Annotated in this window: 16 protein-coding genes and 2 tRNA genes; 13 read left to right on the top strand and 5 right to left on the bottom strand. The window is 54.9% G+C overall.

The features are described from left to right. Both ACT3UM_RS04695 and ACT3UM_RS04690 read left to right on the top strand, forming a co-directional pair. Window positions 1-2118, top strand: a complete 2118-nt coding sequence (locus tag ACT3UM_RS04695) for a sigma factor-like helix-turn-helix DNA-binding protein (protein ID WP_498896554.1) — start codon at window positions 1-3, stop codon at window positions 2116-2118. Between the two features lie 758 nt (window positions 2119-2876). After that, window positions 2877-4148 carry a malic enzyme-like NAD(P)-binding protein gene (locus tag ACT3UM_RS04690; protein WP_498896553.1) on the top strand — a complete coding sequence of 424 codons (1272 nt, stop codon included), beginning with the start codon at window positions 2877-2879 and terminating at the stop codon, window positions 4146-4148. A gap of 71 nt (window positions 4149-4219) precedes the next feature. Here the strand turns inward: ACT3UM_RS04690 and ACT3UM_RS04685 are convergent, their stop codons facing one another. Further along, window positions 4220-5038, bottom strand: a complete 819-nt coding sequence (locus ACT3UM_RS04685; protein ID WP_498896551.1) for an acyl-CoA thioesterase — start codon at window positions 5036-5038, stop codon at window positions 4220-4222. Between the two features lie 112 nt (window positions 5039-5150). Between ACT3UM_RS04685 and tadA the strand changes: the two genes are divergently transcribed. Further along, a complete protein-coding gene (tadA, locus tag ACT3UM_RS04680) occupies window positions 5151-5618 on the top strand; it encodes a tRNA adenosine(34) deaminase TadA (protein ID WP_498896549.1) in 468 nt (155 codons plus the stop codon). 3 nt (window positions 5619-5621) lie between these two features. On the opposite strand, the gene ACT3UM_RS04675 is transcribed toward tadA, so the two are convergent. After that, complete coding sequence (locus ACT3UM_RS04675) at window positions 5622-7580, bottom strand: GGDEF domain-containing protein (protein ID WP_498896548.1); 1959 nt, start codon at window positions 7578-7580, stop codon at window positions 5622-5624. 12 nt (window positions 7581-7592) lie between these two features. Then, entirely contained in the window at window positions 7593-9056 is a 1464-nt protein-coding gene (gene mltF / locus ACT3UM_RS04670) for a membrane-bound lytic murein transglycosylase MltF (protein WP_498896546.1), read from the bottom strand. Between the two features lie 165 nt (window positions 9057-9221). On the opposite strand from mltF, the gene purL reads away from it, so the two are divergent. Continuing rightward, window positions 9222-13169 carry a phosphoribosylformylglycinamidine synthase gene (purL, locus tag ACT3UM_RS04665; RefSeq protein ID WP_498896544.1) on the top strand — a complete coding sequence of 1316 codons (3948 nt, stop codon included), beginning with the start codon at window positions 9222-9224 and terminating at the stop codon, window positions 13167-13169. A gap of 85 nt (window positions 13170-13254) precedes the next feature. Here the strand turns inward: purL and ACT3UM_RS04660 are convergent, their stop codons facing one another. Next, window positions 13255-13494: a hypothetical protein gene (locus ACT3UM_RS04660; protein ID WP_081899177.1), complete on the bottom strand. Its 240-nt coding sequence runs from the start codon at window positions 13492-13494 to the stop codon at window positions 13255-13257. Between the two features lie 117 nt (window positions 13495-13611). Here ACT3UM_RS04660 and radD point away from each other — a divergent pair, with 117 nt between their 5' ends. From radD to nadA, 9 genes are all read left to right on the top strand, one after another. After that, complete coding sequence (gene radD / locus ACT3UM_RS04655; protein ID WP_498896542.1) at window positions 13612-15402, top strand: DNA repair helicase RadD; 1791 nt, start codon at window positions 13612-13614, stop codon at window positions 15400-15402. A 66-nt stretch (window positions 15403-15468) separates the two neighbouring features. Then, complete coding sequence (locus tag ACT3UM_RS04650; protein WP_498896540.1) at window positions 15469-15711, top strand: DUF4160 domain-containing protein; 243 nt, start codon at window positions 15469-15471, stop codon at window positions 15709-15711. Then, window positions 15695-15943, top strand: coding sequence for a DUF2442 domain-containing protein (locus ACT3UM_RS04645; RefSeq protein ID WP_498896538.1), 249 nt, complete (start codon window positions 15695-15697; stop codon window positions 15941-15943). Before ACT3UM_RS04650 ends, ACT3UM_RS04645 begins: the two co-directional genes overlap by 17 nt. Window positions 15944-15972: 29 nt before the next feature. Continuing rightward, complete coding sequence (locus ACT3UM_RS04640; RefSeq protein ID WP_498896536.1) at window positions 15973-16923, top strand: segregation and condensation protein A; 951 nt, start codon at window positions 15973-15975, stop codon at window positions 16921-16923. Next, the gene (gene scpB / locus ACT3UM_RS04635) at window positions 16920-17762 is read left to right on the top strand and encodes an SMC-Scp complex subunit ScpB (RefSeq protein WP_498896534.1); all 843 of its coding nucleotides are present in this window, start codon (window positions 16920-16922) and stop codon (window positions 17760-17762) included. Before ACT3UM_RS04640 ends, scpB begins: the two co-directional genes overlap by 4 nt. Continuing rightward, window positions 17749-18624, top strand: a complete 876-nt coding sequence (gene rluB, locus ACT3UM_RS04630; RefSeq protein ID WP_498896532.1) for a 23S rRNA pseudouridine(2605) synthase RluB — start codon at window positions 17749-17751, stop codon at window positions 18622-18624. The genes scpB and rluB overlap by 14 nt, the downstream gene beginning before the upstream one ends. A 174-nt stretch (window positions 18625-18798) precedes the next feature. Continuing rightward, window positions 18799-18874 (top strand) — tRNA-Lys (locus ACT3UM_RS04625). A gap of 119 nt (window positions 18875-18993) precedes the next feature. Beyond that, window positions 18994-19069, top strand: a tRNA-Lys gene (locus tag ACT3UM_RS04620). 267 nt (window positions 19070-19336) lie between these two features. After that, the gene (gene nadA, locus ACT3UM_RS04615) at window positions 19337-20383 is read left to right on the top strand and encodes a quinolinate synthase NadA (protein ID WP_498896709.1); all 1047 of its coding nucleotides are present in this window, start codon (window positions 19337-19339) and stop codon (window positions 20381-20383) included. A 105-nt stretch (window positions 20384-20488) separates the two neighbouring features. Here the strand turns inward: nadA and ACT3UM_RS04610 are convergent, their stop codons facing one another. Then, window positions 20489-21952 (bottom strand): M48 family metalloprotease, encoded by a 1464-nt coding sequence (locus ACT3UM_RS04610; protein WP_498896530.1) that lies wholly within the window; start codon window positions 21950-21952, stop codon window positions 20489-20491. Between the last annotated feature and the right edge of the window lie 180 nt (window positions 21953-22132).

The following is a 22132-nucleotide window of genomic DNA, read 5'->3' as shown; positions in this document are numbered from 1 at the left end:
ATGAGAGCTTCTGATTTAGATGCAAAAATATTCGAGATAAATACACAGGGAAAATATAAGAAGCTTATTAAAAGGCTCTCCTTTGGAGTGAAAGAGGGGTATGTCGGAAACGGAAGCGAAACCGAATTAAGGAGTATTCTTGATGAGGATGAGTCTGTCTTAAGAAAAATTCCCTATTTTGGTGTCAAATACCTTGAATTATTCCGTAGTCTGAAGCAAGAGCTTTCAAGTTCGGAATCGCACGGTCTTCTTCGTCATTCTCAGGATGAAAGACAATGGGAGGAGATTCTCTCCCTTGCAGACAGCTTTGAAATCTCACAGGCACAACTTCCACTAAAGACTATCGCAGCTTTAAAGAAATTTTCAGCTAGAGGTTTTGACGTTTCTATTCAGGGTCTTCTGATGCTTCAGCGAGGTGATTTGACCGGCCAAAATGGGGTTGGCCCTGCTTCAGTCAATCATGTTTTGAACTTGCGACAAAATTGCATATCTGAATTGGATGCTCACATAAAAGGTGATTTGGATATAGACGCTTTCGAGAGCCGATTAGTCATCCCTAGAGATAAAGGCGATATGGGCCTTTCGGAAATCGATGAGATTTTGATAGAGGATTTGGATAGTTATCTCGATAAAATCTCAGAAATAGAGGCGCTCGTTTTTTGCAAGAGGTTAGGTTTTACCGATAAGAAATGCACTCTACAAGAAATCGGTGAGGAGGTTGATCTAACTAGAGAGCGAGTTCGACAGATTGAGAAAAAAATTATCGATAATTTCAATCTTTCAAAAAGAATATCTTCGAGTTCAATGAAAATAATTATACTTGAAAATTTGAGTCTGAATATTGCTTCAGGCTTTCCGTGTTTATCGGAATGTTTTGATAACGAGAGTGATTTCCTTTCTTTTCTTGGTACATGCGCGAATGGATTAAACATTAAGGATCGTTTGCGGCCGGATCTGGATAAAAGCATTCTCATAGATATTTTCACTTCACACGGTTTTCCTATTACGAAACCTGAATTGCTTGAATTTTTGGAGCCTGCAATTGAAGCAGACTTTAGCTTGGATCTTGTGCTCGAATATTTGAGTGATAATGGCGATATTCAGTTAAAGTCAGATCTTTGTTTTCCTGGAAAATTAAATAAGAGTGACGCCATAGCTGGAGTGCTTGCCAAAAATAAACGGGGGTTGCCTTGGAAAGACGCTGGGAGAATCATCAATAGCTCTGGTGTTTGTGCTGCCAGATTTGACCCAGAGCGCATCGATAGTTCCGCGTTTAACGATTCAGAAAATGTCTATTTGGCTGGAAAGGGAATCTATCGTCATACAAAATTCCTCCCTATTGAAAAATCGAATTTCGAATGCCTCATTAAGATTGTTAAAAATAAGCTTGAGGAATACCCGAGAAATGTAGCTCATTTAATGGAGGTTATAGAGGTTTCTGACGCTCTAAAAGAAGTTGACTATTATGGTCTCCGATACATTATTAAGATGTTTGGACCTGATTTCGGTCTGTTTTTCAATGGGAAGTCGCAATCTGACTCAATAAGTTTGCAGCGGAAATTTCAGAATGTGAACCAAAAAGACGTCATTCTTGAGAGGCTTCGAAGTAGCCAATCTGCGATGACGAAAAGTGAAATAGCGCAACTCATAAAAAGTAAAAGCTTATTCCATGCAGCACTCTATATTGACGAAATGACATATGATAAGAAAATCATCCAGGTCGACAGGATGCTTTACACAACTCCAGAGCAAGCGTTCGATAATATTGATGTTGGTGCATTGTCTGAATTTTTGAGTAAGAGGATTCTTTCATCCACTAAACCTGTCCACCCCAGCAGTTTGGCTGCTTTAGCGAATTCGGAGTTTGGTTATTCCTATAATTGGAAGTTTTATAATGCGTTCCTTAAATTCTGGACTGACGACCTAAGCCTCCATCGAGCCTCGCATTTTTTCTCAAAAGATCCGATTACCTTTCAAAATTTCGTTGATTTGCTCAATAAAAATGTTCATTCGGAAGTTTCTTTAAACACGGCGATAAAGATCATTAACGAGCACGTTTGTGTAGAGCGCCTAGTTGCTGAAAGAGCTTTCTGGAATTGGCGTAACGCTAAAGAGTAATAGACCTTAGTCTAAGTGCCGCTGAGCCAATTTACCTAATGGTATGCAGACCATTAGAGTTGGTCCGCAAGATATTTCGGTGCAACAGATCGTTTAAGTGTTTATCGATAACTTTTTGCCATTGCACGTTTTTTTGGAACTAATGCCTTGACCACATAATGCACATTATACAACCTGGAAAATATAGCCAACTGCGGGGGGAGGCATCACAAGCCAGGCGAAGTTCGACAGTAAAGGTGCGAATATCCGCTTTTGTTTAGGAGCCTCAGCTAGTCTGACCGCCGAGGAAGGTCCCCTTTTGAAAACAGAGCGGCCAACGTGTGGTGACAATCCGCGGCCAAACTAAGGTATTACTACCCCGTAAGAACCTGAGTGTCTTCCAAAGCTACGTGGCCACCCAATTTTACACACGAAATTACAGACTGTGTAATAATGAAAATGCCCCAAAAGCCCTAGCCATTGGGGCATTCATTCACTCACAGACTGAAGTACACGAATTTCACTATATACTCTGCAAGCGTGGGTTTTTGTTTTGTGGAATAAATTTTCACAAATGCTGCGCTACAGCAATAAGCAAAGCGTTATAGATCAGACCTATTTACATAAGTTTCAGCAAATAACTACGAAATGTGGCGAATATGAAGGGAAAATTCAGTTAAACGAGCGTTTTGTTGTAAGTTGACGGCGCGCTTGAGGCGCTCTGGTTTTTTCTATATTCTGAAGTGACTTATCTACTTTATGTTAACTGGACTCTGACCATGACGGATGCAAATAAGCAGGCTGCTTTGGATTATCACGCGAAACCGATTCCCGGTAAGCTTTCGGTGGAGTTGACCAAACCCACCGCGACTGCACGGGATTTGGCGCTGGCGTATAGCCCGGGCGTGGCTGAGCCAGTACTTGAAATCGCCCGGGATGCGGAAAATGCTTACCGCTATACCGGCAAGGGTAATCTGGTCGCCGTCATTACCGACGGCAGTGCTATTCTTGGCTTAGGCAATTTGGGTCCACTGGCGAGCAAGCCAGTCATGGAAGGTAAAGGCGTGCTGTTCAAGTGCTTTGCCGGTATCAACTCGGTGGATATCGAAGTGGATGCGGAAAGCCCGCAGGCGTTTATCGATACCGTTGCACGCATTGCCGATACCTGGGGCGGCATCAACCTTGAAGATATCAAGGCGCCGGAGTGCTTTGAAATTGAGAAAGCGCTGATTGAGCGCTGCAGTATCCCGGTATTTCACGATGATCAGCACGGCACCGCAATTGTCACTGCAGCCGGCATGCTGAATGCGCTGGATATTGCCGGTAAAAAAATCGAAGACGTTAAGATTGTTTGCATGGGCGCTGGTGCGGCGGCGATTGCCTGCATGCGGCTGCTGGTCTCATGTGGTGCGAGTAAAGAGAACCTGGTGATGCTGGATCGGCGTGGCGTTATCCATACCGATCGCGAAGGCATCAACGAATATAAAGCCGAGTTCGCCCGCGATACCAAGATGCGCACCTTAGACGATGCCATCGACAACGCCGATGTGTTTATCGGTTTGTCAGGCCCGGGGTTACTGTCTGCTGAGCAGGTCAAGAAAATGGCGCCCGATCCGGTGATTTTTGCCTGCACCAATCCTGATCCTGAAATTCACCCTGACGTGGCCCGCGAAGCTCGTCCGGATGTGATCATGGCGACCGGGCGGTCGGACTTCCCCAACCAGGTCAATAACGTGCTGGGCTTCCCGTTTATCTTTCGCGGTGCTTTGGATGTTCGTGCCACGCGCATCAATGAAGAGATGAAGCTGGCTGCCGTGCATGCGCTGAAAGATCTGGCTCGCGAGCCGGTGCCCCAGGAAGTGCTCGACGCCTACGAGCGCACTGAAATGAGCTTCGGTCGCGAGTACATTATTCCCACGCCTGTCGATATTCGCCTGCTGGCGCGGGTCACCTCGGCGGTTGCTCAAGCTGCGGTTGATTCTGGCGTCGCGCGTAAGCCGTTCCCGGCACACTATCCACTGCAATCCATCAACGACGTTTACGGTGGCTAAGGCACTGTGTCCTGATTAGCTTACTTACGCCCGCTTCTTAGCGGGCGTAAGTGTTTTGAGAGGCTGCCCTGTTAGTCTTTTGCATAGCGTGTCAGCCCCTCCTGAGCAGTAGAGGCCACCAAGCGGCCGTCGCGGCTGTAGATATGCCCCCGCGCCAAGCCGCGAGCGCCGCCCGCCCAGGGGGAGTCGATCACATAGAGCAGCCAGTCGTCCAAACGGCTGTCCTGGTGCAGCCAAAGGGCATGATCAAGGCTGGCGATGCGCAACTTGGGGTCGCGGTACTCAATGCCGTGGGGAATCAGGCTGGTGGTCAGCAGGTTGAAGTCTGAGGCATAAGAGAGCAGGTGACGATGCAACGCTGGTTCGTCCGGGAGCGTGCCGGAAAGACGAAACCATAGGCATTGGCCCGCTGGCGTGCCGTTGTCGGGGTTGCCGGGTAGATGCACAAACTCAATCGGGTGACCGGGAAAGCGGTCGTGCTTGGCTTCGCCGCTCTCGATTAACGCTTCGGGGGTTGGCACATCCGGCATGGCGCGCTGATGGCTAAAGCTCGTTTCTTCGCTTTGGAACGAAGCGCTGCAGAAAAAGATAGGTCGGCCTTTTTGAATAGCAGTGACGCGGCGAGTGGTAAAGCTGCCACCGTCGCGAATAGTATCCACCTGATAAACAACGGGTCGATGGGGGTCGCCGGGGCGCAGAAAATAGCCGTGTTGAGAGTGCGGTCTGCGCTCGTCGGGCACTGTGCGAGCGGCGGCTGCCAGCGCTTGGCCGAGTACCTGACCACCATAGAGCTGAGGAAAGCCTAGATCCTGGCTCTGGCCACGAAACAGCGTCTCTTCCAGCGTTTCTAGTTCCAGTAACGCTACCAGTTTGTTCAGCGCGTCTGTCATTCTCGGTATCCTTGCGGCTGTCTCTATCGAATGCTGTCGGTGAAGGGGGGCTGTCACAGCGATGGCAACCCTTTCATACGATCGTTTAGCTACCTTAGCGGAGTTTACGTTTATGCGCAGCGATGAATTTTACATGCACCGGGCGCTTGACCAAGCCCACTTGGCCGCTGCCGCAGGCGAAGTGCCCGTGGGGGCGGTGGTGGTCGATGCGCAGGGGGAGATTATTGGCGTTGGCTGCAACGCGCCGGTGGCCAGCTGCGATCCCAGCGGGCATGCGGAGGTTTGTGCCCTACGCGAGGCGGGCAAGCACCAGCGTAATTATCGGCTGGAGGGCTGTACGCTGTTTGTCACCTTAGAGCCGTGCATGATGTGCGCAGGTGCGATGATACACGCACGCCTGGCGCGGTTAGTGTATGGCGCCACCGAACCCCGCGCTGGCATGGTTGAATCAAAGGCTAACCTATTGGCGCAGCCGTGGTTTAACCACCGGATAGAGGTGTCTGGTGGCGTTTTGGCCTCGGCCTCGCAAAAGCTGCTAAAGCGTTTTTTTGCCGCGCGGCGAGCGTCGGCTGATCAATAGACGCTAGGCATCTTCCGTTGTATTGAGTTCGCCGCACTCGACCCGGTTACGCCCGTTGTGCTTGGCGTGGTAGAGCGCCTCGTCGGCGGCTTGCATCATGCGCGCTAGATCGACGTCTTCAGGGCAATTAAAGGTAACAACCCCGGCGCTTAGAGTGAGGGAGTTGCCGTCGGCATGGGAGAGGCTTGAAGTGGCCAATTTTTGACGCAGTTCATCCGCTACCTTAAATGCTGAGGGCTGGTGGTGGTCTGGCAGCCAGGCGACAAACTCCTCACCGCCGTAACGGGCAAAAATGCCGCCATGGTATTCGATATGCGCTTTACCCAATTGCGCAAAAAAGTGTAAATGCTCATCGCCGACTAAGTGTCCTAACTGGTCGTTAATCCGTTTAAAATAGTCGATATCGAACAGTACCAGGCTGATCGGGCGTACCGACCGCATGGTTTTGACCTGTTCTAGAAAGTGGCGACGGTTAGCAATCCCGGTTAATTCATCATGGCGCGCCAGCCACTCAACTTCCTGCTGTAACTTACTGCGCTTGCGTATTTCCTGTTGCAGATCGGCGTTGCTGTTTTGCATCGCTGCGTGCTGATGCCCCAGACGCTGAAAGGTATACAGCACGAGATAGAGTAAGTACGTCAGGGTTAAGCCGGTGGCCAAACTGATGGTTGGCAGCCGCGATAGTTGGCTGACCAGGTAATCCCAGCGCGGTTGATAGGAAAGTATGAGCGCTTTATCCAATAAATGAACCGGGTAATCGTATGCCCAGGGGCCGGGGTGGGTGGCGTCGCCGTGGTGCGCCAGCAGCTGAGTGCCGTCGTGCCAGCGGATAACCCCTTCTTCGGCAGGTAGTTGGGCAAACAGTGTTTCAGCAAAGAGAGGAAAACTCACCGCCATGGCCGCCGCGCCTAGAGGGACACCATCCGCATTAAGTACCGGAAAGTAGTGGATGACGCCTGACCCGCCTTGCAGCAGCTCAATAATATCCGTACTGCCTTCTTGCTGCCCCCTAAGCGCTGGCTCTAGCGCTTCGCGCCCTGCCGGTTGAACGTCAAAAAGGCGTTGTCCCAGGACACTTAAATTGGTCGTGGTAAAGGGGTAAACGTGGCGTATAACGCTATCAGGCGTGACAAAGGCGATATTGATTAAATAGGTAAAGTCCTGTCGGTAGCCCGCCGCTTGATCCGTCCACTGCTGATAGGTTGGCTGTCTCCTTTGTAGCTGCCAAATACGGGCGAAACCGCGCATGGCATTTAAGTGCGTGTCGATTTCAAAGGAGAGTTGGTGAGTCGCTTGTTGGGCGCGTGCCTCAACTTGCTGATACAGCCCTTGTTCCGCCTCATGGTGGAGCTTTTCCCAAAGCATCAGGACCGCGATAAGCAGTCCACAGGCTGGCCAAAGCGCGTTAGTCAAATAGCGTTTGCCGCGCCAGAAGCGTAATGACAGTAGGTATTGGCCCAGCAGTAATAAGCCCAACGTTAGCAGGCCAGGCCAGTCGGCCGTATAGCGCAGCAGCGGCGCAAAGGGTTGGCTGCTGGGGATCAGCTGTAAACCCGTGAGTAGCAGGGCCGTGAGCAGCAATAACGGTGCCCCTAAACGGGCACGCTGGCGAAGCAGTATCGCTAGCGCGCTCAATTGAAGGGCCAGTGTCATTAGCAGCGGCGCGCGAAAACTTTCAAATGCTACGGGCTGCGCCCAACGGGTAAGCGTTTGCCAGCCCGCGGTGGATACCCAGCTTTCGGGTGTCAGGTAGCTAATAAGCCCTGGCAAAAGGAGTCCAATAGCGCTAATGCACAGCAGGCAAGTGAGCCAACGAAAACCTTTCAGCGTACTCAGTTGGGCTAGCGCCACCAGTACCAGCGCGATTGAGCTAACACTCGTCGCAATAACAGCCAGCGTAATGGCACAGCAGGCAGCAATAATCGGTAGCCAACGCGCTGCGCGTGCAATGAGTAAGGGCATCGCATCCTCACGTTAATTAAGCGGCGGCACAAGCTCGAACAATAGCAGTGGATCATCGTTGACAGGCGTTTGTTCTAGCTGAAAAAACTGCTGGCGGCTGCGCTCAACATACTCAATCATTTCGTAGTAGCGGCGGATGTTGCGTACATATATCACCGGCTCGCCGCCTCGGGCATAGCCGTAGCGTGTCTGACTATGCCATTCACGCTGCTGGAGTAGTGGCAACGCGGCGCGCACATCGGTCCAACTGTCGGGGTCGCCGCCGCGTGTTTCGGCGATCTTGCGAGCATCGTATAAATGGCCTAGGCCCACGTTATAGGCCGCCATGGCCATAAACAGCCGGTCATCGCCGGTGATGCTGTCCGGTAAGCGGTCTTTAATACTGCGCAAATAGCGGGCACCGCCGTCAATGCTCTGGGCTGGATCCGTTCGGTCACTAATGCCCATTTCACCCGCAGTGTCATTGGTCAGCATCATCAAGCCGCGTACCCCCGTCGGCGAGACAGCGTCCGGATCCCAGTGAGACTCCTGGTAGCCCACCGCAGCGAGTAGCTTCCAATCAAACCCCGTTTCACGAGCAGACTGTTGGAATAGCTCGGTATAGCGGGGCAGGCGCGCATCCAGGTGATCAAGAAAGGTGCGGGTGCCGACATACTCCAGGTAGTCGTCATGACCAAAGTAGCGGCTAACCAGACGGTTCAAAGTGCCGCTCTCCTGCAGGTCTTGCAGAAAACGATTAGCGGCTTCGAGCAACCCCAAGCCGCGGCCGCTGGGCACTGCCCACACCATGGAGAGCGGATCGCCGAGAATGAAGCCACGCTCCACATTGGGGAAAAACAGCCGGTTTAAGCGGAACTGATGCTCGAAAATAACCGCAGCGTCCAGGGTGCCATTCTCTACCCGCGCCAGCAGTTCGGCGACTTCCAGCTCATGTGACTCTTTCCAGCTCAGGGTAGGGTGGAGAATCTGCAGATCGCGCAGCGCCTCGCTGGTGCCCGCTTTGCTAAGTGTACCCAACTCCAGACCGACAAGGTCGCTGGGCTGCTGAATGCCGTGTAGCCCACGCCGATATACGACGAGTGGCTGCATCTGAATAATCGGCCGGGTGTAGTATATACCCGGGGTATTGGGCAGCAGTGGAAGTGCGGCGGCCCCCAGGTCGCCGTTTTTACGCACTTCGGGCAGCACGCTCTCTGGGTGATGGCTGGCGTCAAGGTTAAGGCTCACCCCCAAATAGTCCGCAAAGCGATGCATAAGCTCGTACTCAAAGCCGGTAGGGCCTTGGCGGCCTTGGTAATAGGTCGTCGGCGTGTTGCGGGTATGCACGGTAATAAAATCTTTTGCGCTGATCTGCGTCAGATGCTCGCCGGGAGGAACCAGGGAGAGAGTTGGCACTAAGGTCAAAAGTGTAATGGCGATCAGCGCATAATAAGCGCTGGCCTGGGCTACAAAATGTCGGCAAATCAACGTCAGCATGGCGTCTTGTCGGCATGAAACAAGCTGCCACGATACCCAGCCAGGAGCAGGCTGTCACCTTGTTGATTTCGTGTGGCGGCTGGTTTCCAGTATCATAGTGAGATTGCCGCACTGCGGCCTGGTGATTTCCCTGCTCGAATTTCCCTGCTCTAGAGGCTTCAGGATATGCTTGAACTGCGAGGCGCGCCCGCCCTTTCTGCCTTCCGTCATGCTCGGCTGTTAACGGTGTTGCGTGAACGTGTTCCCGAGGTGGAAGCGCTGTCTGCCCACTATGTTCATTTTATCGATGTTCACTCCCACGACGAGCTAGATGACGCTGCCCGCGAACGCTTGGTGCAGTTACTGGATTACGGTACTCACTTAAACGTAGAGGTTCCTGAGCGTGCCCAGCGCTTTTTGGTGGTGCCGCGCCTAGGTACCCAGTCACCCTGGTCGTCAAAAGCCACCGACATCGCCCATAACTGTGGCTTGCGCCAAATTAGCCGCATCGAGCGCGGCATCGATTACCGGGTCAGCTTCACCGCTATGCCGGACGAAGAGAGTTTGAGCGCGCTGGCGGCACTACTGCACGACCGTATGACGGAAACCGTGCTAGCAGATGCCTCCGACGCCGCTAAGCTGTTTGCCCAGCACGACCCGGCACCGCTGGGCAGTGTGGATATTTTGGCAGGCGGGCGGGAAGCCCTGGCAACGGCCAATCAAGCGCTCGGTCTAGCGCTGGCAGAAGACGAAATCGATTACCTGGTCGATGCCTTCAATGAGCTGGGGCGTAATCCCAGCGACGTTGAACTGATGATGTTTGCCCAGGCCAATTCCGAGCACTGTCGTCATAAAATCTTTAACGCCGATTGGATGATCGACGGCGAGTTGCAAAGCCACTCGCTGTTTAAGATGATCAAGAATACCTTTGCCTCATCGCCGGATAATGTGCTCTCGGCCTACAGCGACAACGCTGCGGTGATTAAGGGCAGCCAAGCCGGACGCTTCTTTGCCACGCCATTGACCGGCGTTGATGACGAACGTGCGAACTACGCCACTCATCAGGAGCCCATCCATATCCTGATGAAGGTAGAGACCCACAACCACCCCACCGCGATTGCCCCTTTCCCGGGAGCGGCGACGGGCTCCGGTGGGGAAATCCGTGACGAGGGCGCTACCGGCATCGGCGGTAAACCCAAGGCGGGCCTTTCAGGCTATACCGTTTCCAATTTACGCATTCCTGAGTTCGTGCAGCCCTGGGAGGCGTTTGATTACGGCAAGCCCGAGCGCATGCAGTCGGCGCTTAATATTATGCTCGATGGCCCCATCGGGGGCGCGGCGTTCAACAATGAGTTTGGTCGACCCAACTTAACCGGCTACTTCCGTACCTACGAGCAGGAGTCGCTGAACGATGGCGGCATCGAGCGGCGCGGCTTCCATAAGCCGATTATGCTCGCCGGTGGTTACGGCAATATTCGTGCCCACCACGTTCAGAAGGGCGATATCCCCGTCGGTGGCAAGCTGATTGTGATGGGCGGCCCGGCGATGCTAATTGGCCTTGGCGGCGGTGCAGCCTCCAGCATGTCATCCGGCACCTCTAGTGCCGATTTGGATTTTGCCTCGGTACAACGTGAGAACCCCGAAATCGAACGCCGTGCACAGGAAGTGATCGACCGCTGCTGGGCGCTGGGCGATCACAATCCGATTCGCTTTATTCACGATGTGGGCGCAGGCGGGCTCTCCAACGCGCTCCCAGAACTGGTTAAAGATGGCAACCGTGGCGGCCGCTTTGATCTACGTGCGGTACCCAACGCCGAGCCGGGCATGAGTCCGCTGGAAATCTGGTGTAACGAAGCCCAGGAGCGCTACGTGCTGGCCGTTGCGCCGGAAGATTTAGCCACCTTTGACGCGCTATGTAAGCGTGAGCGCTGCCCCTATGCGGTGGTTGGCGAAGCGTTGGACGCGCATCACCTTGAAGTGCGCGATGGCCACTTTGACAGTAAGCCGGTCGATTTGCCGATGAGCGTACTGTTTGGCAAAGCGCCTAAGATGCAGCGCGAATTTGAGCGCCACGAACCGGCGCTTTCCGGCATGATGCTCGATAACCTCGACCTGCGCGAAGCCCTGGATCGGGTGCTGCGTCTACCCACCGTAGCCTCCAAAAACTTTCTGATTACCATCGGTGACCGCTCAATTACTGGCCAAGTGGCCCGCGACCAGATGGTCGGCCCCTGGCAGGTGCCGGTGGCCGATGTAGCGGTTACCACGGCAAGTTTTGATACCCACACCGGCGAAGCCATGGCCATGGGCGAACGCCCGCCGGTGGCGTTGATCAATCCTGCCGCCAGCGCTCGTTTGGCCGTCGCCGAAGCGATTACCAACTTGGCCGCAGCGCCGATCGCCAAGCTAAGCGATATCAAGCTCTCCGCTAACTGGATGAGCGCCGCCGACCACCCAGGTGAAAACCAGGCGTTGTATGATGCCGTTTATGCGGTGGGCATGGAAATGTGCCCGGCACTGGGCATCGCCATTCCGGTGGGCAAAGACTCTATGTCCATGCGTACCGCCTGGGTCGATGAGAATGAGCAGGATGAAAGCGAACCTGAAGAGAAAAGTGTAACCTCGCCGCTTTCGCTGGTCGTCACGGGCTTTGCCCCGGTGACGGATGCCTTGGCGACGCTTACCCCGCAGATCAATCTGGATCAAGATGAATCGGATCTGATTTTGATTGATTTAGGCAGCGGCCAAAACCGTCTGGGCGGCTCTGCTTTGGCGCAGGTGTACGGCCAAGTCGGCAATGACTGCCCGGACGTGGACGACCCGGAAGATATCAAGGCGTTCTTCGAAGTCATTCAGGGTCTTAACCGCGACGGTAAGCTGCTGGCTTACCACGACCGCAGCGACGGCGGGCTAATCGTCACGCTACTGGAAATGGCTTTTGCCGCTCATGCCGGGCTAGAGATTAAGCTCGACTGGATGATCGATGAGCCGGTGGAGGCGTTGAACGCGCTGTTCTCCGAAGAGTTGGGTGCGGTGATTCAGGTCAACCGTGAATACACTGAAGAGGTGCTGGCGCAGTTTGCCGTGGCGGGTATTGAAACCTGCGGCGTTATCGCTCGCCCGCGTTACGACGATCAAGTGCGCGTTACGCTGTTTGAAGAGCCGCTGCTGGAAACCACGCGTCAACTTACCCAGCGCACCTGGGCGGAAACCAGTTACCGCATGCAGGCGCTGCGCGATAATCCCGAATGCGCTAAAAACGAATTCGACAATCTGCTCGATAGCCGCGATCCGGGGCTCTCCGCAACACCGACCTTTGATATCAACGACGATATCAGCGCACCGTTTGTGAATACTGCCAAGCCCACCATGGCCGTGCTGCGCGAGCAGGGCGTTAACGGGCAGGTGGAGATGGCCTGGGCCTTCGATAAGGCCGGGTTTGAAGCAGTGGATGTACATATGAGCGACATCCTTGAAGGGCGCGTGTCCTTGGAAGCGTTCAAAGGCCTGGTGGCCTGCGGCGGCTTCTCCTATGGCGATGTGCTCGGTGCTGGCGGTGGTTGGGCCAAGTCGGTGCTGTTTAACGAGCGCGCCCGGGAGCAGTTTGCGGCGTTCTTCGCCCGCGACGACAGCTTCTCACTGGGTGTGTGCAACGGCTGCCAGATGCTGTCACAGTTGAAGACGTTAATTCCCGGCGCTGAAAACTGGCCGACCTTTGTGCGTAACGAGTCAGAACAGTTTGAAGCGCGGGTCTCCATGGTGCGGGTCGAGAAGAGCCCCTCGATCCTGCTTGCTGGCATGGAAGGGTCAAAACTCCCCATCGCCGTGGCCCATGGTGAAGGACAGGCGGCGTTCCGCGACAGCGCTCATTTGCGCAGCATGCAGTCGAGCAGCCAAATCGCTCTGCGTTACATCGATAACTATGGCCAGGCAACTACCCGCTACCCCGCCAACCCCAACGGCTCGCCTGCTGGTATTACCGGCCTGACTACGCCGGATGGTCGGGTGACCATTATGATGCCGCACCCGGAGCGTGTCGCCCGCGCAATCACCAACTCTTGGCGCCCGGCAGAGTGGACGGAAGATGGCGCTTGGCTACGGCTATTCCGCAACGCTCGGGTTTGGCTCAACTAATATCACTAGCGCTGCAAGCCACGCGATGGGAGTAGCGAACAGATTAACGGCGGTTTTTGCCGTCGTTAATCTGTTACGTCAATTGTTAAGAGTGCTGCTGAGGCGTGCTTGCCGGTGTTTCATCTGCTCCCGTCGGCGGCAGTCCTAGCTTGGCTTCCAGTGTTTCAAGCTCTAAACGGTAGCGCTCAACGAGGTATTCGAAGCGCCCAAAATCATGTCCGCAATCCATACAGAACACATGGGCTTGACCACGCCGTGTGGCGGGTAGGCGTTTTAAACGGCTACTGCATTCTGGGCATTCAGGGCTGAAATGATTAGTTGTCATGGCAAACCTCTTGATTAAACTTTCTCTCCACAACGCGGGAGATTAAAAGTGGATTTGAAAACCTTCACTATTAAGATGCGACGAAAGTCGCAATAGTTCAATAGCAGGCTATTTAATTTGCCGATACCCAACGCCTCACGGACGTCTTCTCTAACGCCCCAGCTTCGCCCCTATCAGCAGGAAGCGGTAAAGCGCGTGGTGGTGCATTTCCGTGCCTCCAGCGATCCTGCTTTGGTGGTATTGCCTACTGGCAGCGGCAAATCCCTGGTGATTGCTGAGCTGGCGCGCTTAGCGAGGGGGCGTGTGCTGGTGTTGGCCCATGTGCGCGAGCTGGTGGAACAGAACCACACCAAGTACCAGGCCTATGGCCTTGAGGCGGATATTTTTAGCGCCGGTTTAAAGCGTAAAGAGGCAAGTCGCCAAGTGGTGTTTGGCTCGGTGCAGTCGGTGGTGCGCAATTTGGAGAGTTTTAACGACGCTAACTTTACCCTGTTGGTGATCGATGAGAGCCACCGCGTATCGCTTGATGAGGACGCCAGCTACCGCCAGGTGATTGAGCACCTGCGCCAACACAACCCGCAGCTTAAAATACTCGGACTCACCGCAACGCCGTACCGTTTGGGGCAGGGGTTTATCTATTATCGCCACCACCACGGCATGGTACGGGGCAGCGAAGAGAGCTTTTTCCGCGACTGCGTGTTTGAGCAACCGCTACGGCTGATGGTTAAGCAGGGCTATCTCGCCGCGCCCAAGCGACTGGATATGGCCATTGAGGGCTACGACTTCTCTGCGCTTAAGCCCTCTTCAAGTGGTCTGTTTGCGGAGGAGGCGCTTAATCGCGTGGTGGCGGGTAGCCGCGCTACGCCGGGCATCATCGGGCAAATTATCGAACGTGCGGTTGAGCGCCAGGGGGTGATGGTTTTTGCCGCCACCGTGGCCCACGCCGAAGAAATTATGGGCTATCTGCCCAGAGCAGAGGCGGCGCTCATTACCGGCGCAACGCCTTCCCAGGAGCGCACGGCGCTGATCGATGCCTTTAAAGCGCGGCAGCTGAAATATCTGGTCAACGTGGCGGTGCTGACCACCGGCTTTGATGCCCCTCACGTGGATTTAATCGCTATTTTGCGGCCTACCGAGTCGGTGAGCCTTTATCAGCAGATGGTGGGCAGAGGCCTTCGCCTGTCGCCGGGTAAGAGTGACTGCCTGATTCTGGATTACGCCGGTAACCCCTGGGATATCTTCGCCCCGGAAGTGGGCGAGCCAAAGCCGGATAGCGACAGCGAACCGGTTCAGGTAGAGTGCCCCGACTGCGGTCATGCCAATCTTTACTGGGGAAAGCGCGACGGTGATTTAGTGATTGAGCACTTTGGCCGTCGCTGTCAGGGGCTAATTGAAGATGATGAAGGAAGGCGGCGCCAATGCGACTTCAGGTTCCGCTTCAAAGTCTGCGATGAGTGCGGCGCCGAAAATGATATTGCTGCCCGCCGCTGCCACGGTTGCGAAAAACTACTGGTAGACGCGGATGATAAACTCAAAGACGCCCTAAAGCTGAAAGACGCCAAGGTATTGCGGGTAAGCGGTATGCAGCTGGAAGCGACCACCAACGGCCGTGGCCTGCCGCGCTTAAAAGTCACCTATCACGACGAAGATGGTACTCACCTTGCCGAGTGGTTTGCGCTGGAAACCCCCGCCCAGCGGCGCGCCTTCTATGCCGCTTTTCTGCGTTATCACCTGCGCGCCCCAGGGGGTAAATGGCAGCCGCTAAGCGCCGAGGAAGTCGTCGCCGAACAGCGCCGCCTACGCCATCCTGATTTTGTCGTAGGGCGCAAAGTGGGGCGCCATTTCCAAATCCGTGACAAGCTGTTTGACTACGCAGGCCGCTACCGCAAAGCGGCTGAGGCGGGTTAGCATGTGCCTTGTGGCGTTAAACCATCTATTATTCAATATTTAGGCTGTAAACTGCAGGAGCGCTCGATGCCGACGGTGCTACGCTTGCAGGGTTTTAGGTTCTTCTTCTATTCAAATGAAGGTAACCCTTTAGAGCCTGCCCACATCCATATATTTAAAGCGGGCGCTGAAGCTAAATTTTGGCTCTCGCCTGATGTGCAGTTGGCGAGAAATGATGGCTTTGATGCCAAAGCGCTACGCACTATTACGGCGATGATTATTCAACACCGCGATACACTAGAGGCTGCCTGGCATGACTACTTCTCCTAAACGAGTTACTTTTGATGAGGATAATTTTTGGGTTGAGTTAAGTGATGGGCGTACGATCGGCGTACCGCTGGCTTGGTACCCGCGCCTTCTTAAAGCGTCGCCCCAACAGTTGGCGTGCTATGAATTGAGTGCCCGTGGAATTCATTGGGATGCGCTGGATGAAGATGTGTCTATCGATGGGATTCTGGCCGGGCAAGGCGATTTAACACGACACCGCCAGGCTGTTGCCTGATTTCCACCACCTCAAGAGAGCCGACCCGCGTGAGCGAGACGCCAAGCGTTAATAGCGACATAGAAACACCTGATTCTCAGCCTAATGAGCCTGTGCAGATGTCGTTTGGGCGTCTGTTTAATGAGCCGATTACGCAAATGCCAGAGGATTTATACATTCCTCCGGAAGCGTTGCGGGTCTTCCTGGAAACTTTTGAAGGTCCACTGGACTTGCTGCTCTATCTGATTCGCCGTCAGAACCTGGACATTCTAACCATCAATGTGGCCACCATCACCCACCAGTACATCGAGTACGTGGAGCTGATGAAGGCCATGGAGATCGAGCTGGCAGGTGAGTACCTGCTAATGGCCGCCATGCTGGCTGAGATCAAGTCTCGCACGCTGTTACCCCGCCCGCCGAAGGCAGAAGGCGACGACGAGGAAGACCCCCGCGCTGAGCTGATCCGTCGCCTGCAAGAGTATGAGCGACTTAAAGAGGCCGCAGAAACGCTGGATACGCTGCCGCGTATGGGGCGTGACTGGTTTAGCGTGCAGGCGGGCTTGCCACCGCTGGAATCCCGGGTAATACATCCTGACGTCGAGCTCGATGAACTGCTCAGCGCGCTATCGGATATTCTCAAGCGTGCCGAACTGGTGCAGGCCCACCAGATCAGCCGCGAGGTGCTGTCCACTCGCGAGCGCATGCTCAAGATTATGGATCAGCTCAGTCACGATGACGGCCACCACCGCTATACCCCCTTTGAAGCGCTGTTTACCCTAGAAGAAGGGCGGGCAGGTGTCGTAGTGACCTTTATGGCGATTTTAGAACTGGCCAAAGAAGCCATGATCGAGATTGTCCAGAATGCGCCCCTGTCGCCGATTCACGTGCGTGCCCGGCGTGCGGCCCTTGCTGACGATGAGGAGAGAGCTTTTGAGGAGGGCGAGATAGAAGATGATGCCTATGGCGAGTCCGCTTTTGAGCCTGGCGAGGAGACGCCATGAGTAATGCCGTCACCGCGTTAGATGACATTGTTGAAGCAGCGCTGCTGGCCGCTGGCGAACCTTTGCCTCTTGAGCGTTTGGAAACCCTTTTTCTGGAAGGCGAATGCCCAACGCGCAAAGAGTTTCGCGATGTGTTTGAGCGTTTACAGCAACGCCACTCCGGCGGTGCTCTAGAACTGCTGGAAACCGTTTCAGGCTACCAGCTACGCATTCGTCCGCGGCTTTCCCAGTGGGTGTCGCGGTTATGGGACGAACGTCCCCAGCGCTACTCCCGGGCGCTACTGGAAACCCTGGCATTGATCGCCTACCGCCAGCCGGTTACCCGGGGCGATATCGAAGAGGTACGCGGGGTTAGCGTGAGTAGCTCCATTATGCGTACCTTGGCGGAGCGTGGCTGGATTCGGGTAGTGGGGCATCGAGATGTGCCGGGCCGCCCGGCGGTTTACGCCACGACGCGTAGTTTTTTGGACGATTTTGGCTTAAAAACCCTCGATGCACTGCCGCCCATGCACACGCTGGCCAGTTGGGAGGAGAGCGAACTACCTGACGAAGAGGGCTTGGTGTCCAATGGTGAGGGCGCCAATGCAGCAAATCTCCCCGATCCACAGAGTGAAGCACTAGACGAAACGCATAAAACGGTGCAGGATGCGCCTCCCCAGAAAGATCAGATTACCGCGGCTGAAATAGCCGACAAGCACGCCGAGACGGCGTTAACCCAGCCGCTGAGTTTTGCCGATTTACAGGCACGGCTAGCGGCACGTGCGCAGCGCGCTGACGACGATGAGCGCGAGCGCACGGAGACTACCGATGTGAGGTCAGACGACCATGAGTCAGAGTGATAACACCACGCCCCCCACCAGCGAAAAGCTGCAAAAAGTCTTGGCCCGTGCAGGCCTTGGTTCGCGGCGCGAGATGGAAACAGCGATTTCTGCCGGGCGCGTTAAAGTGAATAGCCAAGTGGCCAAGCTGGGCGACCGCGTTGAAGCGCTGGACAAGGTCAGCTTTGATGACCGCCCGGTGGCGCTGCGTCCGGAAGAAGAGGCGCCGCGTCGGGTTATTATGTACAACAAGCCGGAAGGCGAGCTGTGCACCCGTAAAGACCCGGAAGGTCGACGCACCGTATTTGAACGTTTGCCGCGCCTGAAAGGTGAGCGCTGGATTGCGATTGGCCGCCTGGATATCAATACCAGCGGCTTGCTGCTGTTCACCACCGATGGTGAGTTGGCCAACCGTTTGATGCATCCCTCTACTCAGGTAGAGCGCGAGTATGCGGTTCGCGTGATGGGGGAAGTGAAGCGCGAACATATCCTGGCCATGGTCGATGGCGTTATGTTGGAAGATGGCCCGGCGCGCTTTACCGATGTGCAGGAGTTCGGTGGCGAGGGTATCAATACCTGGTTCCACGTGGTGATTCTGGAAGGGCGCAACCGTGAAGTGCGGCGTCTTTGGGAGTCCCAGGCGCTGACGGTGAGTCGTCTGAAGCGCGTACGCTATGGTAATATCTTCCTCGATAAGCGGGCAAAAGCCGGCGAATGGGTCGAACTTACCCAGGATGAGGTGGATGACCTAGCCACGTTGGCTAACTTGGAAACCCGTAAAGTGCCCGCGCTGACGCCCGATGAGAAGAACCGCTGGAACCGTGATAAGCACAAGCGCAAGCCGGTACAGGCGCTGCGCAAGCCGAAAAGCAAAGCCCGTTAAACGGGGCTGTCTGAGCCCTCTCTTGGTCTCCGCCGTTAGCGTTTAGACTCGTAAGCATGCCTGCCCGCATTGAGTGATGTGAGCAGGCACGAAAATGGTTCATTATCGTAGAGTGAAGGCAAAAAACGCTTGCTATCAATAAGCTGTAAGCGTAGGATATGCATCCGTTCAGGCGGGTCGTTAGCTCAGTTGGTAGAGCAGTTGACTTTTAATCAATTGGTCGCAGGTTCGAATCCTGCACGACCCACCATTCAAACAGCTGATCCGTTTAGATGAAGTCAGTTTGAATTCAGTGATGGACGTTTAATGTAGGTAGCATGTGTGCTGTAACGTTAGTAAGCGAGTAGTAAAGAGCAGCAAAGCAAGTTTGGGTCGTTAGCTCAGTTGGTAGAGCAGTTGACTTTTAATCAATTGGTCGCAGGTTCGAATCCTGCACGACCCACCAAATTCAACGCCCTTGGCAGTTTACTGCCAGGGGCGTTTTGCTATGCAGGCAGAAAATTATCTGCTGTGACAAGTTGCTTGCAGCAAGCAGCAATTTCCCACCACAATAGTTTAGAATTGATTCTAAAGCGGTAGGCCACCGCGAGAGACGCATCGGCCCACCGCGCACGCAGCGGCATAGGTATAGCACGATAACTGGCCTATGCCGTGACCCAGTGTTTAACAGGGGGATTCCCTGTTCGTCACAGTGGTAGACACAATGACTATTATGACCATTATGAGGCAAGCTGAGCTAAGGGCTTCGCAAGCAGAACTCAGTGCCCAGCTACCCACCGCCTACTGTCCGACTCGTATTCCGCCAGAAGATCAAGCCCGGGTTGAAGAGATCAAGCGACTGCTGAAAGCCCACAATGCCGTCCTGGTTGCCCACTACTACACCGATGACGCCATTCAGCAGCTAGCGGAAGAGACCGGCGGCTGTGTCGCTGACTCGCTGGAGATGGCGCGCTTTGGTGCTCGCCATGACGCCACCACGCTGGTCGTTGCGGGGGTTAGATTTATGGGTGAAACCGCCAAGATCCTCTCGCCTGAAAAGCGCGTGCTGATGCCCACCCTGGAGGCCACCTGCTCGCTGGATATTGGCTGCCCGGCGGGTGCGTTTAGCGCTTTTTGCGATGCCCACCCTGATCGCACCGTGGTGGTGTATGCCAACACCTCTGCGGCGGTTAAAGCACGGGCGGATTGGGTAGTGACCTCGTCGATTGCGGTAGAGGTGATTGAGCACCTGCAAGCCAAGGGCGAGAAAATTCTGTGGGCACCCGACAAACATTTGGGCGGCTATATCCAGAATAAAACCGGCGCCGATATGTTGATGTGGGACGGCGCCTGTATCGTCCACGAGGAGTTTAAGGCCAAGGGCGTTGAAGACCTCAAACGTATCTATCCCGATGCCGCGGTGCTGGTGCATCCAGAGTCGCCGGAGGGGGTGGTTAAGCTGGCCGACGTGGCAGGCTCCACCTCGCAGCTGATCAAGGCGGCTAAAGAGCTGCCCAACGATAAGCTGATTGTGGCGACGGATAGGGGAATCTTTTTCAAGATGCAGCAGGCGGTGCCCGACAAGACCCTGTTTGAAGCGCCTACAGCGGGCAACGGTGCCACGTGCCGCAGCTGCGCGCACTGCCCCTGGATGGCCATGAACGCGCTGGATAACCTGGCGGGTGCGTTGCGCGAAGGGAGTGGTGAGATTCAGGTGGATGAAGCGCTGCGCCTGCAGGCCTTAAAGCCCCTGGAGCGTATGCTTAACTTCAATGCATAACTTCTCAGTCAATAATTGCTATCTATAGCTTCAGCGCTTGGCTCGACAACCTCATATAGCGCCCATATTGGCTGATCCATGGGCGCTTTTTCATACGTCAGGGCATCAACTAAAATCTTCCAGGGCTTCGCGATACTCAATAAAGTCCTCGCGGCGCTGCTCTATTTTTGCCAGGGCCTGCTGGTCGTTCTCGCGCTCGGCGGCATCCCGGGCGATAGAGAGCTGGCGAATGCCGCGGTCAACGCGGCCGGTTAGCTGGAGGTATTCGGCACGGGCCAAATGCCCCCAGCTAGCATGGCCGCTTCGCCCGGCTGCTTCCGCCAACAGGTTAAAGCCTTGCGGGTTTTCTGGATTCTGCGCGGTAATATCGTTTAGCAGTTGATAAGCCGCCGGAGGGTCTCGCTGGAGTTGCGCTTCAGCCAGTATCAGCTGGGCAGGCAGGTAGTTGGGTATAAAGCGCAGTAATCGCTGGCTGCGCTGAATGGCCTGTTCGTAGCGGCCAGCTTCCAGCGCGACGCTCGCCGCAGAGGCGGGCAGCATGGCATAGTCAGGGTGCTGGTTGGCAAGCCTATCCAGTTGCTCCAGGGCGCTGTCGGTTTGGCCGTTGCGAGCGTCTATCAGCGCGGCTAAATAGTCCTGAGCGGCTTGTTCGGCGCCTTCCTGAGCAAGGCGTGAAGCGGCTTGCTGGGGAGTGTTGGAATAAATACTCAGCAGTGCACGGGCGCGCATCATGTCGTAGAGGGTGTCGCTGGTATAAGCATCGGCGACATTGAGCTGGGCTGCGCGGGCTTGTGCGGCGCTTAAGCGATTATCGGTGACCGGGTGGGTGAGCAAGAACTCCGGCGGCGTATCGCCCTGCAGGCGGGCCATGCGCTGCATGGCCGAGAACATGCGCACCATTGCCTGGGGGTCATAGCCCGCGTCGGCCATCGCCTGCAAGCCGATGTTGTCGGCTTCCTGTTCAAACAGCCGTGAGTAGCTGAGCTGATCCTGAATCAGCGCCGCCTGGGAGCCCATGGCGGCCGCCATGCCAACGTCGCCACCCCCGCTGGCAGCAATCAGCATGCCTGCCAGCATGGCCGCCATGGCGGGTAGTTGGGTCTGTGACGCGCGGGCACTCCCCCTGGCATAGTGGCGTTGAGAAAGGTGGCCCAGTTCGTGGGCTAATACCGAGACAAAAGCCCCTTCATCTTCGGCAAACGCGAAGAGACCTGAATTGATACCCACTACACCACCAGGTACAGCAAAGGCGTTAAGGGAACCGTTATCGACCATCACGGTGATCGTGCGCAGTCCGCTAATTTGGCTATGGGGGGCTAGTCGGGCAATTAGACTTTGCAAATAATCATTGGCAATGGGGTCTTGCCACTGGGGGGCTTGGGCACGAAACTGGCGCAACCAGGCGCGGCCCAGGCGATACTCTTCATTGCTGACGGAGGTAGAGGCTGCTCCTAAACTTGGCAGGCCGTAATCGCTATTAGCCGCGCTGGGTGGGCTAAACAGTAGGCTGCCACAGGCACAAGCGAACGCACATATCCAACTTGGGTAAGCGGTACGAAGGGTCGGCATGGCATCCTCTTAAGTGGTGGTGAAGTACAGCGGTCAGGGTATGCATCGATTGAGAGTGTGACATTGATAAACACGGGGAAGTGCCGTTAAATCGACTACCTAGTGAAATCAATCGCTAAAAGACAGTGTATGCCGCAGGGTTTATTAAACAATGTTTATGCAACAGCATTGATAAATCTA

It is taken from the genome of Halomonas sp. AOP13-D3-9, from assembly GCF_052379125.1.
In the GTDB taxonomy this organism is placed as follows: Bacteria; Pseudomonadota; Gammaproteobacteria; order Pseudomonadales; family Halomonadaceae; genus Vreelandella.
The sequence above is the reverse complement of the archived record's forward strand: the minus strand, read 5'-3'. Positions and strand labels throughout refer to the sequence as shown.

Coding starts and splice junctions, on each gene's coding strand:
- ACT3UM_RS04695 (WP_498896554.1), top strand. CDS start 1: ATGAGAGCTTCTGATTTAGATGCAAAAATATTCGAGATAAATACACAG.
- ACT3UM_RS04690 (WP_498896553.1), top strand. CDS start 2,877: ATGACGGATGCAAATAAGCAGGCTGCTTTGGATTATCACGCGAAACCG.
- ACT3UM_RS04685 (WP_498896551.1), bottom strand. CDS start 5,038: ATGACAGACGCGCTGAACAAACTGGTAGCGTTACTGGAACTAGAAACG.
- tadA (WP_498896549.1), top strand. CDS start 5,151: ATGCGCAGCGATGAATTTTACATGCACCGGGCGCTTGACCAAGCCCAC.
- ACT3UM_RS04675 (WP_498896548.1), bottom strand. CDS start 7,580: ATGCCCTTACTCATTGCACGCGCAGCGCGTTGGCTACCGATTATTGCT.
- mltF (WP_498896546.1), bottom strand. CDS start 9,056: ATGCTGACGTTGATTTGCCGACATTTTGTAGCCCAGGCCAGCGCTTAT.
- purL (WP_498896544.1), top strand. CDS start 9,222: ATGCTTGAACTGCGAGGCGCGCCCGCCCTTTCTGCCTTCCGTCATGCT.
- ACT3UM_RS04660 (WP_081899177.1), bottom strand. CDS start 13,494: ATGACAACTAATCATTTCAGCCCTGAATGCCCAGAATGCAGTAGCCGT.
- ACT3UM_RS04650 (WP_498896540.1), top strand. CDS start 15,469: ATGCCGACGGTGCTACGCTTGCAGGGTTTTAGGTTCTTCTTCTATTCA.
- ACT3UM_RS04645 (WP_498896538.1), top strand. CDS start 15,695: ATGACTACTTCTCCTAAACGAGTTACTTTTGATGAGGATAATTTTTGG.
- scpB (WP_498896534.1), top strand. CDS start 16,920: ATGAGTAATGCCGTCACCGCGTTAGATGACATTGTTGAAGCAGCGCTG.
- rluB (WP_498896532.1), top strand. CDS start 17,749: ATGAGTCAGAGTGATAACACCACGCCCCCCACCAGCGAAAAGCTGCAA.
- nadA (WP_498896709.1), top strand. CDS start 19,337: ATGACCATTATGAGGCAAGCTGAGCTAAGGGCTTCGCAAGCAGAACTC.
- ACT3UM_RS04610 (WP_498896530.1), bottom strand. CDS start 21,952: ATGCCGACCCTTCGTACCGCTTACCCAAGTTGGATATGTGCGTTCGCT.